General features: G+C 70.1%; 20 protein-coding genes. 14 read left to right on the forward strand and 6 right to left on the reverse strand.

Annotated features, from left to right (window positions below; genetic code table 11):
• Positions 1 to 5 precede the first annotated feature (5 nt).
• Positions 6 to 1,043 (reverse strand): LacI family DNA-binding transcriptional regulator, encoded by a 1,038-nt coding sequence (locus tag QMK61_RS10445; protein ID WP_302072137.1) that lies wholly within the window; start codon positions 1,041 to 1,043, stop codon positions 6 to 8.
• Between the two features lie 407 nt (positions 1,044 to 1,450).
• On the opposite strand from QMK61_RS10445, the gene QMK61_RS10450 reads away from it, so the two are divergent.
• The 13 genes from QMK61_RS10450 to ilvD all read left to right on the forward strand — a co-directional run bounded on the left by QMK61_RS10450 (position 1,451) and on the right by ilvD (position 16,191).
• Positions 1,451 to 2,074 carry a TetR/AcrR family transcriptional regulator gene (locus QMK61_RS10450; protein ID WP_302072138.1) on the forward strand — a complete coding sequence of 208 codons (624 nt, stop codon included), beginning with the start codon at positions 1,451 to 1,453 and terminating at the stop codon, positions 2,072 to 2,074.
• Positions 2,075 to 2,196: 122 nt separating this feature from the next.
• Positions 2,197 to 2,334, forward strand: a complete 138-nt coding sequence (locus tag QMK61_RS10455; protein ID WP_302072139.1) for a hypothetical protein — start codon at positions 2,197 to 2,199, stop codon at positions 2,332 to 2,334.
• A 117-nt stretch (positions 2,335 to 2,451) separates the two neighbouring features.
• The gene (locus QMK61_RS10460) at positions 2,452 to 4,077 is read left to right on the forward strand and encodes a 2-isopropylmalate synthase (RefSeq protein ID WP_302072140.1); all 1,626 of its coding nucleotides are present in this window, start codon (positions 2,452 to 2,454) and stop codon (positions 4,075 to 4,077) included.
• Positions 4,074 to 5,120, forward strand: coding sequence for a branched-chain amino acid transaminase (locus QMK61_RS10465; RefSeq protein ID WP_302072141.1), 1,047 nt, complete (start codon positions 4,074 to 4,076; stop codon positions 5,118 to 5,120). The genes QMK61_RS10460 and QMK61_RS10465 overlap by 4 nt, the downstream gene beginning before the upstream one ends.
• Positions 5,117 to 6,532, forward strand: a complete 1,416-nt coding sequence (leuC, locus tag QMK61_RS10470; RefSeq protein ID WP_302072142.1) for a 3-isopropylmalate dehydratase large subunit — start codon at positions 5,117 to 5,119, stop codon at positions 6,530 to 6,532. The genes QMK61_RS10465 and leuC overlap by 4 nt, the downstream gene beginning before the upstream one ends.
• Before the next feature lie 265 nt (positions 6,533 to 6,797).
• The gene (leuD, locus tag QMK61_RS10475) at positions 6,798 to 7,370 is read left to right on the forward strand and encodes a 3-isopropylmalate dehydratase small subunit (protein ID WP_302072143.1); all 573 of its coding nucleotides are present in this window, start codon (positions 6,798 to 6,800) and stop codon (positions 7,368 to 7,370) included.
• A gap of 181 nt (positions 7,371 to 7,551) precedes the next feature.
• Positions 7,552 to 8,640, forward strand: coding sequence for a 3-isopropylmalate dehydrogenase (gene leuB / locus QMK61_RS10480; RefSeq protein WP_302072144.1), 1,089 nt, complete (start codon positions 7,552 to 7,554; stop codon positions 8,638 to 8,640).
• Between the two features lie 124 nt (positions 8,641 to 8,764).
• Entirely contained in the window at positions 8,765 to 9,781 is a 1,017-nt protein-coding gene (ilvC, locus tag QMK61_RS10485; protein ID WP_302072145.1) for a ketol-acid reductoisomerase, read from the forward strand.
• 149 nt (positions 9,782 to 9,930) lie between these two features.
• Positions 9,931 to 10,275 (forward strand): hypothetical protein, encoded by a 345-nt coding sequence (locus tag QMK61_RS10490; protein ID WP_302072146.1) that lies wholly within the window; start codon positions 9,931 to 9,933, stop codon positions 10,273 to 10,275.
• Between the two features lie 192 nt (positions 10,276 to 10,467).
• Positions 10,468 to 12,267 (forward strand): biosynthetic-type acetolactate synthase large subunit, encoded by a 1,800-nt coding sequence (gene ilvB, locus QMK61_RS10495; protein ID WP_302072162.1) that lies wholly within the window; start codon positions 10,468 to 10,470, stop codon positions 12,265 to 12,267.
• A gap of 165 nt (positions 12,268 to 12,432) precedes the next feature.
• Positions 12,433 to 12,711 (forward strand): acetolactate synthase small subunit, encoded by a 279-nt coding sequence (ilvN, locus tag QMK61_RS10500; RefSeq protein ID WP_302072147.1) that lies wholly within the window; start codon positions 12,433 to 12,435, stop codon positions 12,709 to 12,711.
• Positions 12,708 to 14,276, forward strand: coding sequence for a threonine ammonia-lyase, biosynthetic (gene ilvA / locus QMK61_RS10505; protein ID WP_302072148.1), 1,569 nt, complete (start codon positions 12,708 to 12,710; stop codon positions 14,274 to 14,276). The genes ilvN and ilvA overlap by 4 nt, the downstream gene beginning before the upstream one ends.
• A 40-nt stretch (positions 14,277 to 14,316) precedes the next feature.
• Positions 14,317 to 16,191 carry a dihydroxy-acid dehydratase gene (gene ilvD, locus QMK61_RS10510; protein ID WP_302072149.1) on the forward strand — a complete coding sequence of 625 codons (1,875 nt, stop codon included), beginning with the start codon at positions 14,317 to 14,319 and terminating at the stop codon, positions 16,189 to 16,191.
• Positions 16,192 to 16,314: 123 nt separating this feature from the next.
• Here ilvD and QMK61_RS10515 read toward each other — a convergent pair whose 3' ends face one another.
• From QMK61_RS10515 to bla, 3 genes are all read right to left on the reverse strand, one after another.
• Positions 16,315 to 16,701: a VOC family protein gene (locus QMK61_RS10515; protein WP_302072150.1), complete on the reverse strand. Its 387-nt coding sequence runs from the start codon at positions 16,699 to 16,701 to the stop codon at positions 16,315 to 16,317.
• Positions 16,702 to 17,058: 357 nt separating this feature from the next.
• The gene (locus QMK61_RS10520; RefSeq protein WP_302072151.1) at positions 17,059 to 17,571 is read right to left on the reverse strand and encodes a hypothetical protein; all 513 of its coding nucleotides are present in this window, start codon (positions 17,569 to 17,571) and stop codon (positions 17,059 to 17,061) included.
• 148 nt (positions 17,572 to 17,719) lie between these two features.
• Entirely contained in the window at positions 17,720 to 18,682 is a 963-nt protein-coding gene (gene bla / locus QMK61_RS10525) for a subclass B3 metallo-beta-lactamase (protein WP_302072152.1), read from the reverse strand.
• A 282-nt stretch (positions 18,683 to 18,964) separates the two neighbouring features.
• Here bla and QMK61_RS10530 point away from each other — a divergent pair, with 282 nt between their 5' ends.
• Positions 18,965 to 19,489, forward strand: a complete 525-nt coding sequence (locus tag QMK61_RS10530; protein WP_302072153.1) for a cupin domain-containing protein — start codon at positions 18,965 to 18,967, stop codon at positions 19,487 to 19,489.
• Here the strand turns inward: QMK61_RS10530 and QMK61_RS10535 are convergent.
• Both QMK61_RS10535 and QMK61_RS10540 read right to left on the reverse strand, forming a co-directional pair.
• Positions 19,443 to 20,144: a DUF4386 domain-containing protein gene (locus QMK61_RS10535; RefSeq protein WP_302072154.1), complete on the reverse strand. Its 702-nt coding sequence runs from the start codon at positions 20,142 to 20,144 to the stop codon at positions 19,443 to 19,445. The two genes, QMK61_RS10530 and QMK61_RS10535, sit on opposite strands and share 47 nt — an antisense overlap.
• Before the next feature lie 140 nt (positions 20,145 to 20,284).
• A complete protein-coding gene (locus QMK61_RS10540; protein WP_302072155.1) occupies positions 20,285 to 20,644 on the reverse strand; it encodes a nuclear transport factor 2 family protein in 360 nt (119 codons plus the stop codon).
• Positions 20,645 to 20,801 lie beyond the last annotated feature (157 nt).

Consider the following 20,801-nt stretch of genomic DNA (forward strand, 5'->3'; position numbering starts at 1 on the left):
TCTTGTCATGGATCGGACGAACGACGATTCCCCCCGCTTGCGTTCCTGGCGAGATGCGCTCCACATGAATCACGGACGACGATGTCGCAGCCCAGCGTGTGCACGGACGCGGCCGAAGGCCCCGGCCGCTCGATCAGGTCGGCCAGCAGCTCCATCGCGTTCCGGCCCAGGTCGGCGATGCGCACCCGCACCGTGCTGAGCGGCGGCGCGACGTAGCGCGCGATCGGGATGTCGTCGAAGCCGGCCAGCGCGATGTCCCCGGGCACGTCGAGGCCGGCCTCCCTGAAGGCCTGCAGGCAGCCCACCGCCATCATGTCGTTGGCGGCGAACACGGCCTGCGGGCGCGACTTCGCGGCCAGCAGCTCGCGCCCGGCGCGCAGCCCCGAGCGCTCGGTGAAGTCGCCCGCGACGATCCGCGGCGACGCGTTCGGCATGAACTCCGCCATCGCCGCACGGAAGCCCTGCTCGCGCTGCTGCGCGTCGAAGTTGTCCTTCGGCCCGGTGACGAAGGCGATGCGCTCGTGGCCCACGCCGAGCAGGTGCCGCACCATCGCGTAGGTGCCGGCGAAGTTGTCGATGTTGAGCACCGCGTGGGTGCCGTCTTCCAGCGGGCTGTTGAGCAGCACCGCGGGCAGGTCCTGCGGCAGGTTCGCCTTGAGGAAGGCCTCGTCCACGCGCGAGGACAGGATGAGGATGCCGTCGACCCGGCCCTGCATGGCGCGCAGCGCCGCCGCCGCGTCGTCCACGCCGTCGTGCGCGCTGGATACCAGCAGGTGCAGGCCGTGGGCGCGCGCCTTCTGGTCGATGCCGCGGATCAGCTCGGAGAAGAACTCGCCGTGCAGGTCGGGCAGCAGCGCGCCGATGGTGTGGGTGCGCCGGGTGATCAGGCTGCGGGCGGCGCCGTGCGGCACGTAGCGCAGGCGCGCGGCCGCCTCGCGGATGCGCTTCTCGGTGGCGGTGGTCACGCCGCCGGCGCCGTTGAGCGCGCGCGACACCGAGGCCACCGAGACCTTCGCTTCGCGTGCTACGTCCTTGATGGTCACCGTCACATCCGCTCTCCCCGTAGCCACGGCCGCCACTTCCCGGCCCGGCGAGCAACGTAAACGTTTTCATCAAAGCTTGTAAAGTGACCTGCCGGGACGCCCGCATTGCAGTGCAAAAGAAAACCATAGCCCGCCACGCCACCTTTTCTTCCGGCGCCTGCAAACAACCGCCGGATAGGGCCAGGCCAGTCGCGCAGGCGGGCGCGGCAATGCAGCATCGGCAAAACCAGGTCGGCTGCGGTCCGCACCGTGATCCGGGCTCCAGGCGGCAACGGGCGGCCATGGAAGGAAACGCTTTCATCGCCGTGGCGCAGGAGCCTGCAGACCAGCCGCGCGATGGCGGGAAACCGCACTGCGCTACCCTTGCCGTCCGTCGACGATGCAGCCGCCGCGCCAAGGAACGTGAGATGCCTCCGCAGAAATCCACCTCCGGTACCGCCGCGACACGCGCACCGCGTCGCCAGCGCGGCCGCGAGCGGGTGGCGGCGCTGCTGGCGGCGGCCGCCGCCTGTTTCGTGGAGAAGGGGTACGCCGGCACCACCATGACCGAGGTGGCCGCGCGCGCCGGTTCGGCGATCGGTTCGCTGTACCAGTTCTTCCCCACCCGGGAGTTGCTGGCGCAGGCGCTGCTGGACGATTGCACGGACGACCTGTACGGCCGCCTGCAACGGCTGGCCGCGCAGGCGCCGGCGCTGGACACCGATCGCCTCGGCGCCACGCTGATCCGCCTGCTGGTGGATTTCCGCCGCCGCCACCCCGCCTTCGTGGCGCTGATCGAATCCGCGCCGATCCCCATCGCGCAGGCGCTGGCGGTGCGGCGCCGCGTGCGCGCGGAGCTTCAGGCCGTGCTTGCCGCGCATGCGCCATGGCGCGATGCGCGCGAACTGCACGCCGCGGCGACCGTGGCGCAACAGCTGATGAAGGCCGCGGTGGCGGTGAACGCCGAGCCCGGCATGCCCGGGCGCAAGGCCGCGCTGGACGGCCTGCGACACGCCCTGCAGCTCTACCTGCGCGAGGCGCTGGCGCGCTGATCCGCGATCGTATGGACGTATGGCCGTCCATACGCCTGCGCATCCGCTTCGCGGGCACATCGGAAAAATCGTCATGAAGAAAATGTTTGACAAGCCCACCGGGCTGCCGTAGGGTCGATCGCATGTCGCAGCGCAACAGCCACCGCCGCATCGCCGAAAGCCATCGTCTCGCGACGATCGCCGGCCTGCTGCGGCTTCGCGGCACGCTTCTTATTGCCCTTGTACTCGTACTCCTTATTACCAACGGAGGTGCGGGCTGAGGGCATGTGTCCAGGTAGCTAGAAAACGAACCTGAAAACACCCGAAGAACCCCGCACCAGAAATGGCGCGGGGTTTTTTGTTGCCCTCGGCACCGCATCCTTGAGCGGAGCCAAGCGATGGAAACCCAGCAGCACCACGAGCAGAGCGAGGCCGGCGACGTAGCCGCCGACCGCGTGCGCATCTTCGACACCACCCTGCGCGACGGCGAGCAGACGCCCGGCTTCTCGATGGACCGGCGCGCCAAGCTGCGCATGGCGCAGATGCTCGAGGCGCTCGGGGTGGACGTGCTCGAGGCGGGTTTCCCGCAGGCCTCGCCGGACGATTTCGCCGCCGTGGCGGAGATCGCCGGCATGCTGCGCGACACCACCGCCTGCGCGCTGGCGCGCTGCGTGCCGGGCGACATCGACAGTGCCGGCCGCGCGCTGGAGCAGGCGCGACGCTCGCGCATCCACGTGTTCCTCTCCACCAGCCCGCTGCACCGCGAGCACAAGCTGGGCATGAGCAAGGCGCAGGTGCTGGACGCCGCGGTGGCCGCGGTGGAGCGGGCACGCGGGCTGTGCCACGAGGTGGAGTTCTCCGCCGAGGATTCGATGCGCACCGAGCCGGAGTTCCTGGTCGAGGTGTTCTCCGCCGCCATCGCCGCCGGCGCCACCACGGTGAACGCGCCGGACACGGTGGGCTACATGACGCCGGCCGAGATCGCCGAACGCTTCGCCTACCTGCGCGCCAACGTGAAGGGCGCGGAGCGGGTGGTGTTCTCCAGTCACTGCCACAACGACCTGGGCATGGCGGTGGCCAACAGCCTGGCCGCGGTGGGCGCCGGCGCGCGCCAGGTGGAGTGCACCATCAACGGCATCGGCGAGCGCGCCGGCAATGCCTCGCTGGAAGAGATCGTGATGGCGCTGAAGGTGCGCGGCGCGTACTTCGGCACCGATACGCGCATCGACACGCGCAAGCTGTACCCCGCCTCGCGCCTGCTCACCGAGCTGACCGGCCAGTCGGTCCAGCGCAACAAGGCGATCGTGGGTGACAACGCCTTCGCGCACGAGTCGGGCATCCACCAGCACGGCATGCTCAAGCACCGCGACACCTACGAGATCATGCGTCCCGAGGACGTGGGCATTGCCGAGACCAAGCTGGTGCTGGGCAAGCACTCCGGCCGCGCCGCGCTGCGCAAGCGGCTGGAAGCGCTGGGCCACGCGCCCGACGACGCGGCGCTGGACGACGTCTTCGCCCGCTTCAAGGCGCTGGCCGACAAGAAGCGCGAGATCCACGACGACGACCTGGACGCGCTGGCGCGCGGCCGCGATCCCGACGCCGCCGGCCCGTGGCGGCTGACCCGGCTGGACACCAGCGCGCACCTGGGCGCGGGCGCGTCCGCCTCGGTGAAACTGCGCCACGAGGACGGCCGCGAAGTGGCCGAAGCCGCGCTGGGCGACGGCCCAGTGGACGCGGTGCTGCGCGCGATCGAGCGCGCCACCGGCACCGGGCTGCAACTGAGCCGCTTCCAGATCCAGGCCGTGGGCGAAGGCGGCGACGCGCAGGGCGAGGCCCGCCTCGCCGCGCGCCACGCCGGCCGCGACTGGAACGGCCACGGCGTCAGCACCGACATCGTCGAGGCCGCGGCGCAGGCCGCGCTGGCCATCGTCAACCGCATCGAACAGCACGCGCCGGCCGCGCAGCCGGCCGCTTCCCCTTCCCCGCGCACCGCGAAAACCAAGACCCTGGGAGCCTCCCGATGAGCACGCCCTTCCTCTGGCACAACGGCCGCATCAAGCCGTGGAGCGAAGCCACCGTCCACGTCAGCACGCACGCCCTGCACTACGGCTCCTCGGTGTTCGAGGGCGAGCGCGTGTACGCCACGCCCGACGGCCCTGCCTATTTCCGCCTGGCCGACCACACCCGGCGGCTGTTCGAGTCGGCCAAGGTGTACGAGATCGGCATCGGCTACAGCGAGGCGGAGATCAACGCCGCCTGCCTGGAGGTGATCCGCGCCAACGGGCTGAAGTCCGCCTACGTGCGGCCGATCGTGTTCCGCGGCGCCGGCGGCCTGGGCGTGCTGCCGCGCGGCGACGCGCCGGTGGACGTGGCGATCATGGCGCTGGAATGGGGCGCCTACCTGGGCGACGCCGCCGAACGCGGCGCCGACGTCTGCGTGTCCTCGTGGAACCGCCCCGCGCCGAACACCCTGCCGAGCTGGGCCAAGGCCGGCGGCAACTACCTCAACAGCCAGCTGATCGCGCTGGAAGCGCGCCGCGGCGGCTACGACGAAGGCATCGCGCTGGGCCACAACGGCCTGCTCAGCGAAGGCTCCGGCGAGAACCTGTTCGTGGTGAAGCGCGGCAAGCTGCTCACCCCGCCGTCCAGCGCCGGCATCCTCGGCGGCATCACCCGCGACAGCGTGATCACCCTGGCCGGCGAGCTGGGCATCCCGGTGGAAGAGCGCGACCTGCCGCGCGAGGCGCTGTACACCGCCGACGAGGTGTTCATGACCGGCACCGCCGCCGAGATCACCCCGGTGCGCTCGGTGGACCGCAAGCCGGTGGGCCAAGGCAAGCCCGGCCCGGTGACGCGCGGGCTGCGCGAGGCGTTCTTCGGCTTGTTCGACGGGCGGACGCGGGATCGGTGGGGGTGGCTGGGTTTTGTGCATGCTCCGGTGGGCGGCACGGCGAACCCGAGCCAAGGGTTTACTAGTGCGGTCGTCCCTGACCGCGAAGATCAAAAAGCGGCCATCCATGGCCGCACTCCTCATCAACAGCCGGCTTCGATGGAGGCTTCTGCATGAGCGCTCCACGCACTCTGTTCGAGAAGATCTGGGACGCCCACGTGGTCGCCCCCGAGACCGCCGACACCCCGGCGATCCTGTACATCGACCTGCACCTGGTGCATGAGGTCACCTCGCCGCAGGCCTTCGACGAGCTGCGTTCGCGCGGCCTGAAGCTGCGCCGTCCCGACCGCACCCTTGCGACACTGGACCACTCCACCCCCACCCTGCCCGCCGGCGCCGACGGCGAGCGTCCCTACGCCACCGCCGAAGCCAAGGCGCAGGTGGCGCAACTGGAGGCGAACTGCCGCGAATTCGGCGTGGACCTGCACGGCTGGGACAGTGCGGACCGCGGCATCGTGCACGTGATCGGCCCCGAGCTGGGCGCCACGCAGCCGGGCATGACCATCGTCTGCGGCGACAGCCACACCTCCACCCACGGTGCGTTCGGCGCCCTGGCCTTCGGCATCGGCACCACCGAGGTTGGCCACGTGATGGCCACGCAATGCCTGCTGCAGCGCAAGCCGAAGACGCTGGCGATCCACGTGGACGGCGCGCTGCCGCGCGGCGTGGGCGCGAAGGACCTGATCCTGCACATCATCGGGCAGATCGGCGTGAACGGCGGCACCGGCCACGTCATCGAATACCGCGGCGCGGCGATCGAGGCGCTGTCGATGGAACAGCGCATGACGGTGTGCAACATGTCGATCGAGGCGGGCGCGCGCGCCGGCCTGATCGCGCCGGACGAGACCACCTTCGCCTGGTTGAAGGGCCGTCCGCGCGTGCCGCAGGGCGCGGCGTGGGACCAGGCGGTAGCGCACTGGCGCACGCTGAACACCGACGACGGCGCGCGCTACGACCGCGAAGTGCGCATCGACGCCAGCCAGGTGAAGCCCACCGTCACCTACGGCACCCACCCCGGCATGGCGATCGCGATGGACGCGCCGGTGCCCGCCGCGCGCAACGCGGTCGAGCAGCGTGCGCTGGACTACATGCACAGCCGCGCCGGCCAGCCGATGCAGGGCTCCAAGGTGGACGTGGTGTTCGTCGGCAGCTGCACCAACTCGCGCCTGTCCGACCTGCGCGAGGCGGCACGCGTGCTGCGTGGCCGCCGCGTCGCCGAGGGCGTGCGCATGCTGGTGGTGCCCGGTTCCGAGGCGGTGCGCCGCGACGCCGAGGCGGAAGGCCTGCACGAGGTGTTCCGCGCCGCCGGCGCCGAGTGGCGCGTGCCCGGCTGCTCGATGTGCATCGCCATGAACGGCGACCTGGCGCAGCCCGGCCAGCTCGTCGTGTCCACCTCCAACCGCAACTTCGAGGGCCGCCAGGGTAAGGGCGCCCGCACCGTGCTGGCCAGCCCCGCCACTGCCGCGGCCTCCGCCGTGGCCGGCGCCATCGCCGACCCGCGCGAGTACCTGACCGAGGTGGCCGCATGAACACCCACGCCGCCGCTTTTCCCCCTCTCCCCTCCGGGGAGAGGGCTGGGGTGAGGGGCCAACCTCGCGGGGCCATGAAAAGAACAAGCGCGCTTCGCATGCAGGCTCCGGCGAGCACCCGCCCCTCACCTCAATCCTCTCCCCAAAGGGGAGAGGAGGCGAATGCAAACAGCTTGCTCATGGCGAGCACCCACCCCTCATCCGCCCCTTCGGGGCCCCTTCTCCCCGAAGGGGCGAAGGAAGTTTGCCCTTCGGAGGTTTTCTGATGCGCATCCACTCCCGCACCGCCGTGCTGCCGGACGAGAACATCGACACCGACCGCATCATCCCGGCGCGCTTCCTCACCACCACCACGCGCGAGGGTCTCGGCAAGCTGTGCTTCAACGACTGGCGCTACCTGCCCGACGGCAGCGACAACCCCGCCTTCCCGCTCAACCGGCCGGAAGCCCGGGGCTGCGCCATCGTGGTGGCCGGGCGCAACTTCGGTTGCGGCTCCTCGCGCGAACACGCGCCGTGGGCGCTGCTCGACTACGGCATCAAGGCGGTGCTGTGCAGCGAGATCGCGGACATCTTCCGCGGCAACGCGCTGAAGAACGGCCTGCTCGCCATCGTCATCAGCGAGGCCGAGCACCGCTGGCTGCTCGGCCACCCCGGCGTGGAGCTGTCGATCGACGTGCGCGAGCAGGCGATCGAACTGCCCGACGGCGGCCGCATCCGCTTCGAGCTGGAGCCCTTTGCGCGCCACTGCCTGCTGGAAGGCGTGGACCAACTGGGCTTCCTGCAACAGCACGCGGACGCGATCGCGGCGTTCGAAGCGCGCTTCGGGAAGGCGGCATGAAACCCATGACACGCCACACGCTCCCTCATCGTCATCCCGGCGCAGGCCGGAGGCGCTTTATCAACAGACGAAGGTCTGGTCATCCAGTGGCGATCACGTTCATCCGAGCCATGTGGCCACTGGATTCCGGCCTGCGCCGGAATGACGGCAACTCCACCACCCCGCACGAGGACACCCACGCATGAAAGCCCGCATCGTCACCCTGCCCGGCGACGGCGTCGGCCCGGAGGTCACCGCCGCCGCGGTAGCCGTGCTCGAAGCCGTCGCCGCGCGCTTCGGCCACGACTTCGCGTTCGACGAACACCTGATCGGCGGCGCCGCCATCGACGCCACCGGCGAGCCGCTGCCCGCCGCCACGCTGGCCGCCTGCCAGGCCGCCGACGCGGTGCTGCTGGGCGCGGTGGGCGGCCCGAAGTGGTCCGACCCGAACGCGCCGGTACGCCCCGAGCAGGGCCTGCTGGCCCTGCGCGCCGCGCTGGGCGTGTACGCCAACCTGCGCCCGTTGCAGGTGCATCCGGCGCTGGCCGCGCTGTCGCCGCTGAAGGACGAGAAGCTGAAGGACGTCGACGTGCTGTTCGTGCGCGAGCTGACCGGCGGCGCCTACTTCGGCGCTAAGACCAGGACCGACGACGACGCCACCGACGAGTGCAGGTACACCGTGGCCGAGGTCGAGCGCGTCGCCCGCCGCGCCTTCGAGCTGGCGCGCGCGCGCCGCAAACACGTCACCTCGGTGGACAAGGCCAACGTGCTGGAGACCTCGCGACTGTGGCGCCGCACCGTCACCCGCGTCGCCGCCGACTACCCCGACGTGGCGCTGGAACACCAGCTGGTCGACTCGATGGCGATGCTGCTGCTGACCCAGCCCGGCCGCTACGACGTGGTGGTCACCGAGAACCTGTTCGGCGACATCCTCACCGACGAGGCCGCCGCGCTGGCCGGTTCGCTGGGCCTGCTGCCCTCGGCCTCGCTGGGCGCGGGCAGCAAGGGGCTGTACGAGCCGATCCACGGCTCCGCCCCCGACATCGCGGGCAAGGGCATCGCCAACCCGGTCGGCACCGTCCTGTCCGTCGCGCTGCTGCTGCGCCACTCGCTGCAACTGGACGCCGAGGCGCAGGCGGTGGAAGCCGCGGTGGACCACGTGCTGCGCCACGGCCCGCGCAGCCGCGACATCGGCGGCAACGCCGGCACCGATGCCGTGCGCGATGCCGTGCTGGCCGCGCTGGACGCTGCCGGCGACGCCTTCCTGCAGGGTGCCCGCGCATGCGGCTGATCCTGCCCCGTTTCCCCGAGCGGCACAGGGACGTGCCCGCTTTTTTGATCCGCGCCGCCTGGCCCGGCCCTACCCATCCGAACGCTTCATCCGCCCATCACCGATCCGACCGAGGAGTTTCCGCATGAGCAGTACCGCCACCAACGACACGCTCGCCAACGCCCGCATCGCCGTGCTCGGCTACGGCAGCCAGGGCCGCGCGCACGCGCTCAACCTGAAGGACTCCGGCCTCGACGTCGTGGTCGGCCTGCGCAAGGGCGGCCCGTCCTGGAACCGCGCCTACACCGACGGCTTCGCCGTGATGGAGCCGGCCGAGGCGGTGCGCGGCGCCGACCTGGTCGCCGTGCTCACGCCCGACATGGTGCAGCCGGCCGTCTACAAGGAGGCCATCGAGCCGAACCTCAAGCCTGGCGCCGCGCTGCTGTTCGCGCACGGCTTCAACGTGCACTTCAGGCAGATCGATCCGCGCAAGGACATCGACGTGATCCTGGTCGCGCCGAAGGGCCCGGGCGCGCTGGTGCGCAGCGAATACGAGCGCGGCCGCGGCGTGCCGTGCATCTGGGCGGTGCACCAGGACGTCAGCGGTCAGGCCGAGGCCAAGGCCAAGGCCTACGCCGACGGCATCGGCGGCGGCCGCGCCATGCTGATCAAGACCGACTTCAAGGAAGAGACCGAGACCGACCTGTTCGGCGAGCAGGCCGTGCTGTGCGGCGGCGCCAGCTCGCTGGTGCAGGCCGGCTTCGAGACCCTGGTGGAAGCCGGCTACCAGCCGGAGATCGCCTACTACGAGGTGTTGCACGAACTGAAGCTGATCGTCGACCTGTTCTACGAAGGCGGCATCACCCGGATGCTGGAGTTCGTCTCCGAGACCGCGCAGTACGGCGACTACGTCAGCGGCCCGCGGGTGATCGACGCCGGCGTGAAGGAACGCATGAAGGGCGTGCTGAAGGACATCCAGGACGGCACCTTCGCGAAGAACTGGATCGCCGAGTACAACGCCGGCCTGCCCAACTACAAGCAGTACAAGCAGGCCGACCTGGAGCACCCGGTCGAGCTGGTGGGCAAGAAGCTGCGCGCGCGCATGCCGTGGCTGCAACCCGCCGCGCCGAAGGCCGCGGAACCGCTGAAGAAAGTCGGCTGAAGCCGCTTTGCTCCTCCCCCTGCGCAGCAGGGGGAGGCTGGGAGGGGGTCGGTTTTGATTTCCGGATCGAAAGCCCCCCTCCCCAACCCTCCCCTGCAATGCAGGGGAGGGGGAACGACAACAGCATCAAACACCCAACGAGGTCCGCCATGAAACGTTTCCACATCGCCCTGGCCGTTGCCGACCTGGACGCCTCCATCGCCGACTACAGCGCACGCCTGGGCCAGCCGCCGCAGGCCGTGGTCGCCGGCACCTACGCGATGTGGCGCACCGACCTCCTCAACTTCTCGATCAACCAGCAACCCGAACATGCCGGCAAGCTGCGCCACGTGGGCTTCGAGGACGACGAGGCGCGCGGCTTCAGCAGCGACGCCGACGTCAACGGCATCGCGTGGGAGCACTTCTCCGCGGTGGCGCAGGACCTGCGCATCATCTCGACCTACGGCGTGCCCGTGCGCACCGTGCCGACCGAGGACGAACTGATCCGCAACTGACATCGAACTCCCTCCCCTGCTCGCAGGGGAGGGTTGGGGTGGGGTGCCCCTGGCTTGCCCCTCCCTCCCGACCTCCCCCCGCAAGCAGGGGGAGGAGAAATCCACCGTAAACAGGAACCCATCGTGACCACCCCAACGCAGACGGCCCTCGCCGCCACCGGAACCGACCATCACCCACTCGCCGGCCAGCCGATGACCGGCGCCGAGGTGGTGGTACAGGTACTCGCGGACGAGGGCTGCGGCGTGCTGTTCGGCTATTCCGGCGGCGCGATCCTGCCGGTGTACGACGCGGTGTTCCGCTACAACGCCGGTCACCCGCAGGCCGACGGCCGCGAGCCGATGCCGCTGGTGGTGCCGGCCAACGAACAGGGCGCTGGCTTCATGGCCGCGGGCTACGCGCGCGCCTCGGGCAGGGTCGGCGTGGCCATCGTCACCTCCGGCCCCGGCGCCACCAACATGGTCACGCCGATCCGCGACGCGATGGCCGACTCCATCCCGCTGGTGGCGATCTGCGGCCAGGTGCCCACCTCGTCGCTGGGCAGCGACGCGTTCCAGGAGGCGCCGGTCAGCAACATCATGGGCGCCTGCGCCAAGCACGTGTTCCTGGTCACCGAGGCGGAAACGCTGGAGGCCACGCTGCGCACCGCGTTCGAGATCGCGCGCAGCGGCCGCCCCGGCCCGGTGGTGGTGGACGTGCCGAAGAACGTGCAGAACGCCGCGCTGCGCTTCGACGGCGCCAGCCGCCTGCCGATCCCCGGCTACCGCGCGCGCCTGCGCGCGGCGGAGAACGCGCGGCTGGACGACGAGGCCTGCGCGCGCTTCTTCGCCGCGCTGGCGCAGGCGAAGCGGCCGCTGGTCTATGCCGGCGGTGGCGTGGTCGCGGCCGGCGCCGCGCCCGCGCTGCGCGCCTTCGCCGAGGCCTTCGGCCTGCCGGTGACCACCACCCTGATGGGCCTGGGCGGCTTCGACACCACCCACCCGCAGGCGCTGCACATGCTGGGCATGCACGGTACCGCCTACGCCAACTACGCGGTGGAGGACTGCGACTTCCTGCTCGCGCTGGGCGCGCGCTTCGACGACCGCGTGGCCGGCGTGCCCGACAAGTTCGCGCCCGGCGCGACGTTCATCGCGCAGGTCGACATCGATCCCGCCGAGGTCGGCAAGGTGAAGCCGGCGGACTGGCACCACGTCGGTCCGCTCGCCGCCGCGCTGGAACGCCTCACCCGCTACGGCCAGGCGCGCGGCATCCGGCCACCGCTGGACGACTGGCACGCCCACGTCGCCGCGCTGAAGCGCGACCACGCGATGGACTACGACCGCGAAAGCCCGCTGATCCAGCCGCAGGCGGTGATCGAGGCGATCAACCGCCGCACCCGGGGCCGCGCCGTGGTCAGCACCGGCGTGGGCCAGCACCAGATGTGGGCGGCGCAGTACTTCGATTTCAGGGAACCGCGCCAGTGGCTCACCTCCGGCTCGATGGGCACGATGGGCTTCGGCCTGCCCGCGGCGATCGGCGCGCAGTTCGCGCGGCCCGACGCGCTGGTGCTCGACATCGACGGCGACGCCAGCATCCGCATGAACCTGGGCGAGCTGGAGACGGTGACCACCTACGGCCTGCCGCTGAAGGTGGTGGTGCTGAACAACGTCGGCGACGGCATGGTGCGGCAGTGGCAGAAGCTGTACTTCGGCCACCGCTTCGCCGCCTCCGACAAGAGCCTGCACCGCAAGGACTTCATCAAGGCCGCCGAGGCCGACGGCTTCGCCTGGGCGCGGCGGCTGGAGGACAAGGCGGCACTGGAAGCCACCATCGAGGACTTCCTCGCTTTCGACGGCCCGGCGTTCCTGGAAGTGATGATCGACCCGGATGCCGGCGTGTACCCGATGGTCGGGCCCGGGGCGACCTATGCGCAGATGATCACGGGGGAGTTCATCGCGTCGCGCGGGGCGGTCCCCGTCGAGGCTGTCGAGGTTCCCTCGACTTCCATGTTCTGAAGCTTTCCCCTCTCCCCCCGGGAGAAGGTGGCCCGAAGGGCCGGATGAGGGTTCGGCCGAAGCGCAACGCCCCGCTCCGCCCGCACCCTCGCCCGCCTGCCGGCACCCTCTCCCGGAGGGAGAGGGATTCACCACCGGACGATCCGGATCATGTGGAGCGTTGCCATGAAACACACCCTGTCCATCCTGCTGCAGAACGAATCCGGCGCGCTGGCGCGCGTGGCCGGCCTGTTCGCCGCGCGCCACTGCAACATCGACGCGCTCACCGTGGCCGCCACCCACGACCCGTCGGTGTCGCAGCTCACCCTGGTGCTGCACGGCAGCGCCGCGGTGCTGGAACAGATCGTGCGGCAGACGCGCAAGCTGGTCGACGTGATCGACGTCAACACGCTGTCGCTGGTCGGCGACGACAACGCCCCGCTGGCGCTGGCCACCCAGCCGTGAACGCACGGGCCGCCGACGTCGCCGAAGCCGGCGCGGCCGCCGCCGACCGCGAACTGCTGCGCCGCGCCCGCGCCGCACGCGTCTACGACGTGGCGCGCGAAAGCGCGCTGGAGGACGCCCCGCTGCTCTCCGCGCGCCTCGGCGCACGCGTGCTGCTGAAACGCGAGGACCAGCAGCCGGTGTTCTCGTTCAAGCTGCGCGGCGCCTACAACCGCATGGTGCAGCTCGGCGCCGCGCAACGCGCGCGGGGGGTGGTCGCCGCCTCCGCCGGCAACCATGCGCAGGGCGTGGCGCTGGCCGCGGCGAAACTGGGCGTGCATGCCGTCATCGTGATGCCGGTGACCGCGCCGCAGGTGAAGATCGACGCGGTGCGCCGCTTCGGCGGCGACTGCGTGGACGTCGTGCTGGCCGGCGATTCCTACAGCGACGCGCAGGCCGCCGCCGCGCGCATCGAGGCCGAGCGCGGCCTGGTGTTCGTGCATCCCTTCGACGACCTCGACGTGATCGCCGGCCAGGCCACCGTGGGCCTGGAACTGCTGCGCCAGTGCCCCGAGAACCTGCACGCGGTCTTCGTGCCGGTCGGCGGCGGCGGCCTGCTGGCCGGCGTCGCCGCGTGCCTCAAGGCCGAGCGTCCCGAGGTGAAGGTCATCGGCGTGCAGGCGGTCGATTCGGATGCGATGGCACGCTCGCTGGAAAGCGGCGCGCGGGTGACGCTCGACGAGGTCGGCCTGTTCGCCGACGGCACCGCGGTGAAGCGCGTGGGCGAACTCACCTTCGCACTGTGCCGCCGCCACGTCGACGCGATGCTGCGGGTGGACACCGACGCGCTGTGCGCCGCGATCCGCGACGTCTACCAGGAAACCCGCTGCGTGCCCGAGCCGTCCGGCGCGCTGGCGCTGGCCGGGCTGAAGCAGTACGCCGCCGCGCATGCCGGCACCGACGGCGCGCTGGTCGCGGTGGTCTCCGGCGCCAACATGAACTTCGACCGCCTGCGCTTCGTGGCCGAGCGCGCCGAGGTGGGCGAGCAGCGCGAGGCGGTGTTCGCGGTGACCATCCCCGAGGAACGCGGCAGCTTCCGCCGCTTCTGCGCCGCGCTGGGCCGGCACGCCATCACCGAATTCAACTATCGCATCGGCGACGCCGCCCGGGCGCACCTGTTCGTGGGCGTGCAGACCGCCGGCTCCGGCGAGCGCGAGGCGCTGGCCGCCGCGTTCCGGGCGCAGGGCTTCGACGTGCTCGACCTCACCGGCGACGAGCTGGCCAAGCTGCACCTGCGCCACATGGTCGGCGGCCGCTCGCCGCTGGCGCGCGACGAGCGCCTGTACCGCTTCGAATTCCCCGAGCGTCCCGGCGCGCTCACCCGCTTCCTCGGCCACATGCACCCGGACTGGAACATCAGCCTGTTCCACTACCGCAACCAGGGCGCCGACTACGGCCGCATCCTGGTCGGCATCCAGGTGCCCGCGGACGAGCAGCCCGCATTCCGCCGCTTCCTCGACACGCTGGGCTACCCGCACCGGGACGACAGCGACAACCCCGCCTACCGGCTGCTGCTGCGCAGCTGAAGACGCCGTTACAACCCACGACCATTCCCCGGAGCCACCGATGCCAGCCTACCGTTCCCGCACCAGCACCCACGGCCGCAACATGGCCGGCGCCCGCAGCCTGTGGCGCGCCACCGGCATGAAGGACGGGGACTTCGGCAAGCCGATCATCGCCATCGCCAACAGCTTCACCCAGTTCGTGCCCGGCCACGTGCACCTGAAGGACCTCGGCCAGCTGGTGGCGCGCGAGATCGAGGCCGCCGGCGGCGTGGCGAAGGAGTTCAACACCATCGCGGTGGACGACGGCATCGCCATGGGCCACGGCGGCATGCTGTATTCGCTGCCCTCGCGCGAGCTGATCGCCGACAGCGTGGAGTACATGGCCAACGCGCACTGCGCCGACGCGCTGGTGTGCATCTCCAACTGCGACAAGATCACCCCCGGCATGCTGATGGCCGCGATGCGGCTGAACATCCCCGCGGTGTTCGTCTCCGGCGGCCCGATGGAATCCGGCAAGGCGCTGGTGAAGGGCGTGCAGCGCAGGTTCGACCTGATCGACGCCATGGTGGTGGCCGCCGACGACAGCTACAGCGACGCCGAGGTGGCCGCGGTGGAACGCTCGGCCTGCCCCACCTGCGGCTCCTGCTCGGGCATGTTCACCGCCAACTCGATGAACTGCCTCACCGAGGCACTGGGCCTGGCGCTGCCGGGCAACGGCTCCGTACTCGCCACGCACGCCGACCGCGAGCAGCTGTTCCGCCGCGCCGGCCGCCTGGTGGTGGAACTCGCCCGCCGCTGGTACGAACAGGACGACGCCCGCGTGCTGCCCCGCGGCATCGCCGACCGTGCCGCGTTCGAGAACGCGATGAGCCTGGACATCGCCATGGGCGGTTCCACCAACACCGTGCTGCACCTGCTGGCGGCGGCGCGCGAGGGCGGGGTGGACTTCACCATGGCCGACATCGACCGCCTCTCGCGCCGCGTGCCCTGCCTGTGCAAGGTGGCACCCGCGAAGAACGACGTGCACATGGAGGACGTGCACCGCGCCGGCGGCATCATGGCGATCCTGGGCGAGCTGGACCGCGCCGGCCTGCTCGACACCACGCGCCCCACCGTGCACGCGCCGACGCTGGGCGAGGCGCTGGCGCAATGGGACATCGCGCGCAGCGGCGACGCGGCAGTGCACGACTTCTACCGCGCCGCCCCCGGCAACGTGCCCACCCAGGTGGCCTTCAGCCAGTCCGCGCGCTGGGAGTCGCTGGACACCGACCGCGAGCGCGGCGTGATCCGTTCCGCCGAGCATCCCTTCAGCAAGGACGGCGGCCTGGCCATCCTGTTCGGCAACCTCGCGCCGGAAGGCTGCATCGTGAAGACCGCGGGCGTGGACGAGTCCATCCTCCGCTTCCGCGGCACCGCCAGGGTCTACGAAAGCCAGGAGGCGGCGGTGAGCGGCATCCTCGGCAACAAGGTGAAGGCCGGCGACGTGGTGGTGATCCGCTACGAAGGCCCGCGCGGCGGCCCCGGCATGCAGGAAATGCTCTACCCCACCAGCTACCTGAAGTCGAAAGGCCTGGGCAAGGCCTGCGCGCTGGTCACCGACGGCCGCTTCTCCGGCGGCACCTCGGGGCTGTCGATCGGCCACGTCTCGCCGGAGGCGGCCGAAGGCGGCCTGATCGCCCTGGTCGAGGACGGCGACCCCATCGCCATCGACATCCCCGACCGCAAGATCCACCTCGACCTGCCCGGCGACGTGCTCGCCGCCCGCCGCGCCGCGATGGAGGCGCGCGGCCGCGACGCGTGGAAACCGCGCAACCGCACGCGCCCGGTCTCCGTGGCCCTGCAGGCCTATGCCGCGCTGGCGTCCAACGCGGCGAACGGCGCGGTGCGGGATCTCGGGCGGCTCGACGGGGTGCGCGCCGTCGAAGCCGCGCGCTGAGCGGAGCGCCCGCCCCCGGGTGGGCGATGGCCTGCGGCGGCTATCGCGCCGTCGTCGCCGGGCGCATCGCCACGCGTCGGGGCCCTGGCGAAAACCGGGCGCGCCTGGCAGCCGCCGCCCGGCTCATCGCCCGGCCGGCGGCTGCCAGAGTTCGAGCTTGTTCCCCTCGGGGTCGATCACCCAGCCGAACTTGCCGTATTCGGACTCCTCCACCCGCTCGTCCACCTGCACGCCTACGGCACGCCATGCCGCCAGCAAGGCATGGAGGTCTTCCACGCGGTAGTTGATCATGAAGGGCGCGGTGCCCGGGACGAAGTAATCCGTGTCCTCGGCGAATGGACTCCAGGCCGTGGTGCCGACGCCGTCGGGATTGTCCAGTCCCTTCCACCGGAATGCGGCGCCGCCCCACGCCTCGACCTCGATCCCGAGGTGCGTCCTGTACCAGGCGCCCAGGGCCTTCGGGTCCCTGGACTTGAAGAAGATCCCGCCGATGCCGGTGACACGTTTCATGGCTCACCTCCCGTGGACGGTTGCGTGTCCGCCCGGGCAATGCCGTGCCGGCCTCGCGCCAGGCTTCCCCCCGCGGCCATGGCCACGCTTAGAGCCTGTTCAAAATCTCCCCGTGGCCCGCGCCGGGAGCGGTTTGCGCGCAGGCCAAGGAAGAGCGAGGGAGTGGACGTCCGTCCACGACGGAGCGATGACGCCGGCCTGTGGGCAAACAGACCCGGCCCGAAGGGTTGCCTTGCCCTGGCCGCCAGGCGGCAGCGCGCGGCTTGACCTGCCAGCCAGGCAGGCGCTGCGCCACGCACTCCCACCTGGCGGCCAGGGCAAGGCAACGCGAGCTACGGGGAGATCTTGAACAGGCTCTTACGGCCGGGGCACGTGCTCGAAGACGCGGGCGACCATGGCCCGGTCGTTTTCGTCTGCGAGCGCCCCGAGGGCGCTCTCCGCGGCAGCATACGAACCCACGTGCCGGGCATGTTCGCCGGCAGCATGCGCCGCGTTGGCATGGACCGCATGCATGAAAGCCAGCTCCCAGTCCGGCGTGGAAGGCTCGCTCGAAAAGTACGCGTGCATTTCTTCCGCGTAGCGCAGCGCGCTCTGCCCGAGGCCGGCCAGGGCGTGCGCCTGGGCAAGAAGCATGAGCGCGCGCTGGCGATTCATGGCGTTCCCGGCAGCCTGCCAGTGCCAGGCCGCGGCATGCGCGGCATCGAGGAGCGCCAGGGCATCCACCCGGGAACGCGGCGCTTCGGCCAATGTCCACGCTTCGTTGTTCGCCGCGGCTGCGAAATACCGGTGCCAGCTCTCGGGACCGGCGTCTTCGGGTGTCTTGGGCATGGCGTTCCCCTTGGTTGCGGTGATCGGGCCGGCGATGCGCATTCCCCGCGCATCCGGTGGAACACCTTGACCGGGTCATCCGTACCCGATGCACGGCAACCCCGGCTACTGTACCGCCGCCGGAACCAGGAAATTCCGGGTTCCGGGCGGACCCGCCGACATCACCCGCTCCATCGGCCGAAACCGATGGTCATGGCCGCCTCGCCGAAGCGGCATCCGCGCGCTGCTTCGCCAGCTGTGCCTCGAAGCTTTCGCGCGCGTCCTTCGCGTAGGCGCGGCACCCCGCGGGGTCGACCAGTGCATTCGCGTCGCCCCGCTCGCGCTTGGCCACGCGCTCCCAGAAATCCACCATGCCCGGATGTGGCGCGAGCGGGATGTCGCAGGGCAGCGCCGCGACCACCGCAAAGCCATGCTCGAAGTCCTCGAGGACGTCCGGATACTTCGGGTTTCCGATCAACCTGAAACCGGGCGCCGACAGGCTGCCGACATCGACCAGATGCAGGCAGCGCGCACCCTCGCAGGACATCCACGTCCAGGTCGTGTTGCCCCTGGTATGCCCCGGCGTCGAATGCGCCGTCAGCAGCAGATCGCCCAGGTGCAGAACCTCGCCGTCGGTCACCGTGCGCGCCACGTGCACCGGCGGGAACGGGAACCTGTCGCCGTATTCGGGGTCGTCGCGGCCGCCGCGTTCCAGCAGCGGGGCATCCGCCGCATTCGCGATCACCTGCGCCCCCGTGTCGCGCGCGAGTTGCGCCATGCCGCCGGCATGGTCGGAATGCGCATGCGAATTGAGGATCCACTTGATGTCGTGGAGATCGATGCCGAGGGCCCGGACGTTCGCCTCGATCAACGGCGCGTCCCCCGGCACGCCTCCGTCGATCAGGACGTCGCCCGCAGGCGCGGTGACGAGGAAGATACCCAGGCCACGGGGCCCGACGTACCAGGTGTCGCCATAGATGCGGAACGGCTTCTGTGGCGCCGTCCACGAGGGATTGTCCGCTATGTTCCTCCGTTCGGAGGCGGGCATGCGGAACGGCCCTTGTGGCCCCGCCGGCGCGGGGCCTGCCGTGGTTTCCTTTGGCGCAGGCACCTGCGCGTACGCCCCCTGCACGAGCGAACCGCAGAGGAGAATCGCAGCCATCGACAAGCGCATACATGACTCCGGCTTGGGGAAAGGCCGCAGGATGGACGCCCCGCATGGCCCGCCGCAGGCGCGGCCAGGGAATTTTGCGGGCCGGTGAAGTTCCTGGCCCGATGATGGCGGCACGGCCCGAACCGCAGACAGTGGCCTTGGCGTTCCCGGCCATCCGCCAGGCCCGGCCCCACCGCGACGCTGCCGCGATTCCGCCTGCGTGGCGCCACATCTTCGTTTTAGCGTGCGGCCGTTCCTGCAGTCCGTCCAGCCGGTTTCCACACGCCACCCAGGAGATCCCCCGTGAATGCCCCTCTCGGCCTGGCAACGATGGCCTTCCTTGCCGCAACCGGGCTTGCCCCGCCCGGCCACCTGGCGGTCCGGCCCGCCGATGCCGCGCACAGCCCGCCACCCGCGAAACCCACCGTGGTCCTGCAACGTGTGGCCGTACCGGGCACCAACCGCCAGATGGGCATGGGCATCGCGGAGTTCCCGCCCCATGCCGCAAAACCGCTGCACAAGGCGACCGGTCCCGAAGTCTGCTACGTGCTGGAAGGCGAGGTAACCGTGCAGGTGCAAGGCAAGGCCGCAGTGCTGTATCGCAGGGGCGACACTTTCCAGTTCCCGGCCAACGTCGTGCATGTCACCACCGCCGGCCCCCAGGGCGCAAAGGTTCTCGCCGTCTGGTCGTGGGTGCCTGGCAAACCGTTCAACATACCGGCCGGGACGGTGGCCGCGCGAACCAGGCGGCCGACAAGCGATGCGCGTCAGCCAAAGCGCCTCACGGCGATACCCGCTCCGGCCAGCGGGTCGTATCGACGCCTTTGACCAGAAGCCGGCCGGCCAGGGCGATCATCGCCAGGAACATCGGCGCGAGCAGGTAGCCGGAATCGTACGACGGCGCCAGCACGAGCATGAAGTTCTTGAGGATGAACCCCGCGCCCGCCACCAACAGCAGGGCGCCGAGCCATGCGGGGAGATAGGTCGACCTGCAGATCAGGAACCCGCGGAGCATGGTGGCGATCCCGTAGAAGACCATGAACAGGCTTCCGCCGTAGCCGTAGAGCGTCAGCGCGGCGTAGGTGAAGAGATTCCGCTCCCCGGGCCCCAGGTGTCCCCGGACGTCGCTGTCCAGGATCGGGACCGAAGCCAGGAAATAGAACAGCTCCGACGTCGCGAAGGTCGATGTGGAAACCAGCCCGAAGAACGCGGCAAGGAGCGATAGCACGCGGTTCACCGGCTTCAGCAGTTCGTACAGGACAAGCGCCAGCGTGATGTCGCAGATGGCTTCCAGCAGGTACACGGCGAAGCTGCAGCGGAACATGGCCGCAGACTCCGCCACATTCCTGGAGGTCGCGACGGGGTCCGCCGGCACAAGGAGCTTGCCGGGCACGTAGACCTCCGCGAACCCGCCCGCGAAGATCGACAGGACGACCAGGATTCCGGCAATCGTGCCAAGCCGGCGTGCGCTCGCGGCGTTCATCACTAGCTCCTCGGAATTTTTGTTCCGGATGAGTGTGGCTCATGAGATAGACCCCATGCGGAATTATCATGGGGCCGGCCATGCCACTGGACTGGGCCATTGAAGGAGGCTGGAAGGACTTTGTGCATAACACCCCTAAGTCAGCCGCTGTAATTGGCAACTACACGGAAGATCTTGCCATCGGCGTCAAGCTCCATGAATTCACCTGTTGTCGACCCTTTTTGGTTTTTGTAATAAAGCAGGACACTGGACAAGCCTCGCATGACATCCAGAAGCACGAAGGATAAATGTGGATATGCCTCCAACCCCCGCGCAAAGTATGAGCAAAGCGCGCCCTTGCCATGAACATGGCCTGATGGATCATTTAAAAGATGGGCCGCCGCAGGTGATACCAGAACGACGTCCTCGGAATAGTGCGCCATGATCTCGTCGAGATCATGCGAATTGAATGCACGCAGCCAGCTCTGGGCAAACTCGTGAGCTTCTCTTTCGGTAAGCACCGTGACCTCCGCTGAAGGCATAACGCCTTAGTTAAGCGGCGGCGAAGCCGTCCGCCTTGAATGATTGAATGGACTCCTCCCGCGCCACACGGCTTCGATGAGCCAGACTGAGCCGTTGCCGTTCAGTCGACGGGATCACGAGAGGAGTCCGCCATGC

Source organism: Fulvimonas sp. R45 (assembly GCF_030504985.1).
In the GTDB taxonomy this organism is placed as follows: domain Bacteria; phylum Pseudomonadota; class Gammaproteobacteria; order Xanthomonadales; family Rhodanobacteraceae; genus Rhodanobacter_A.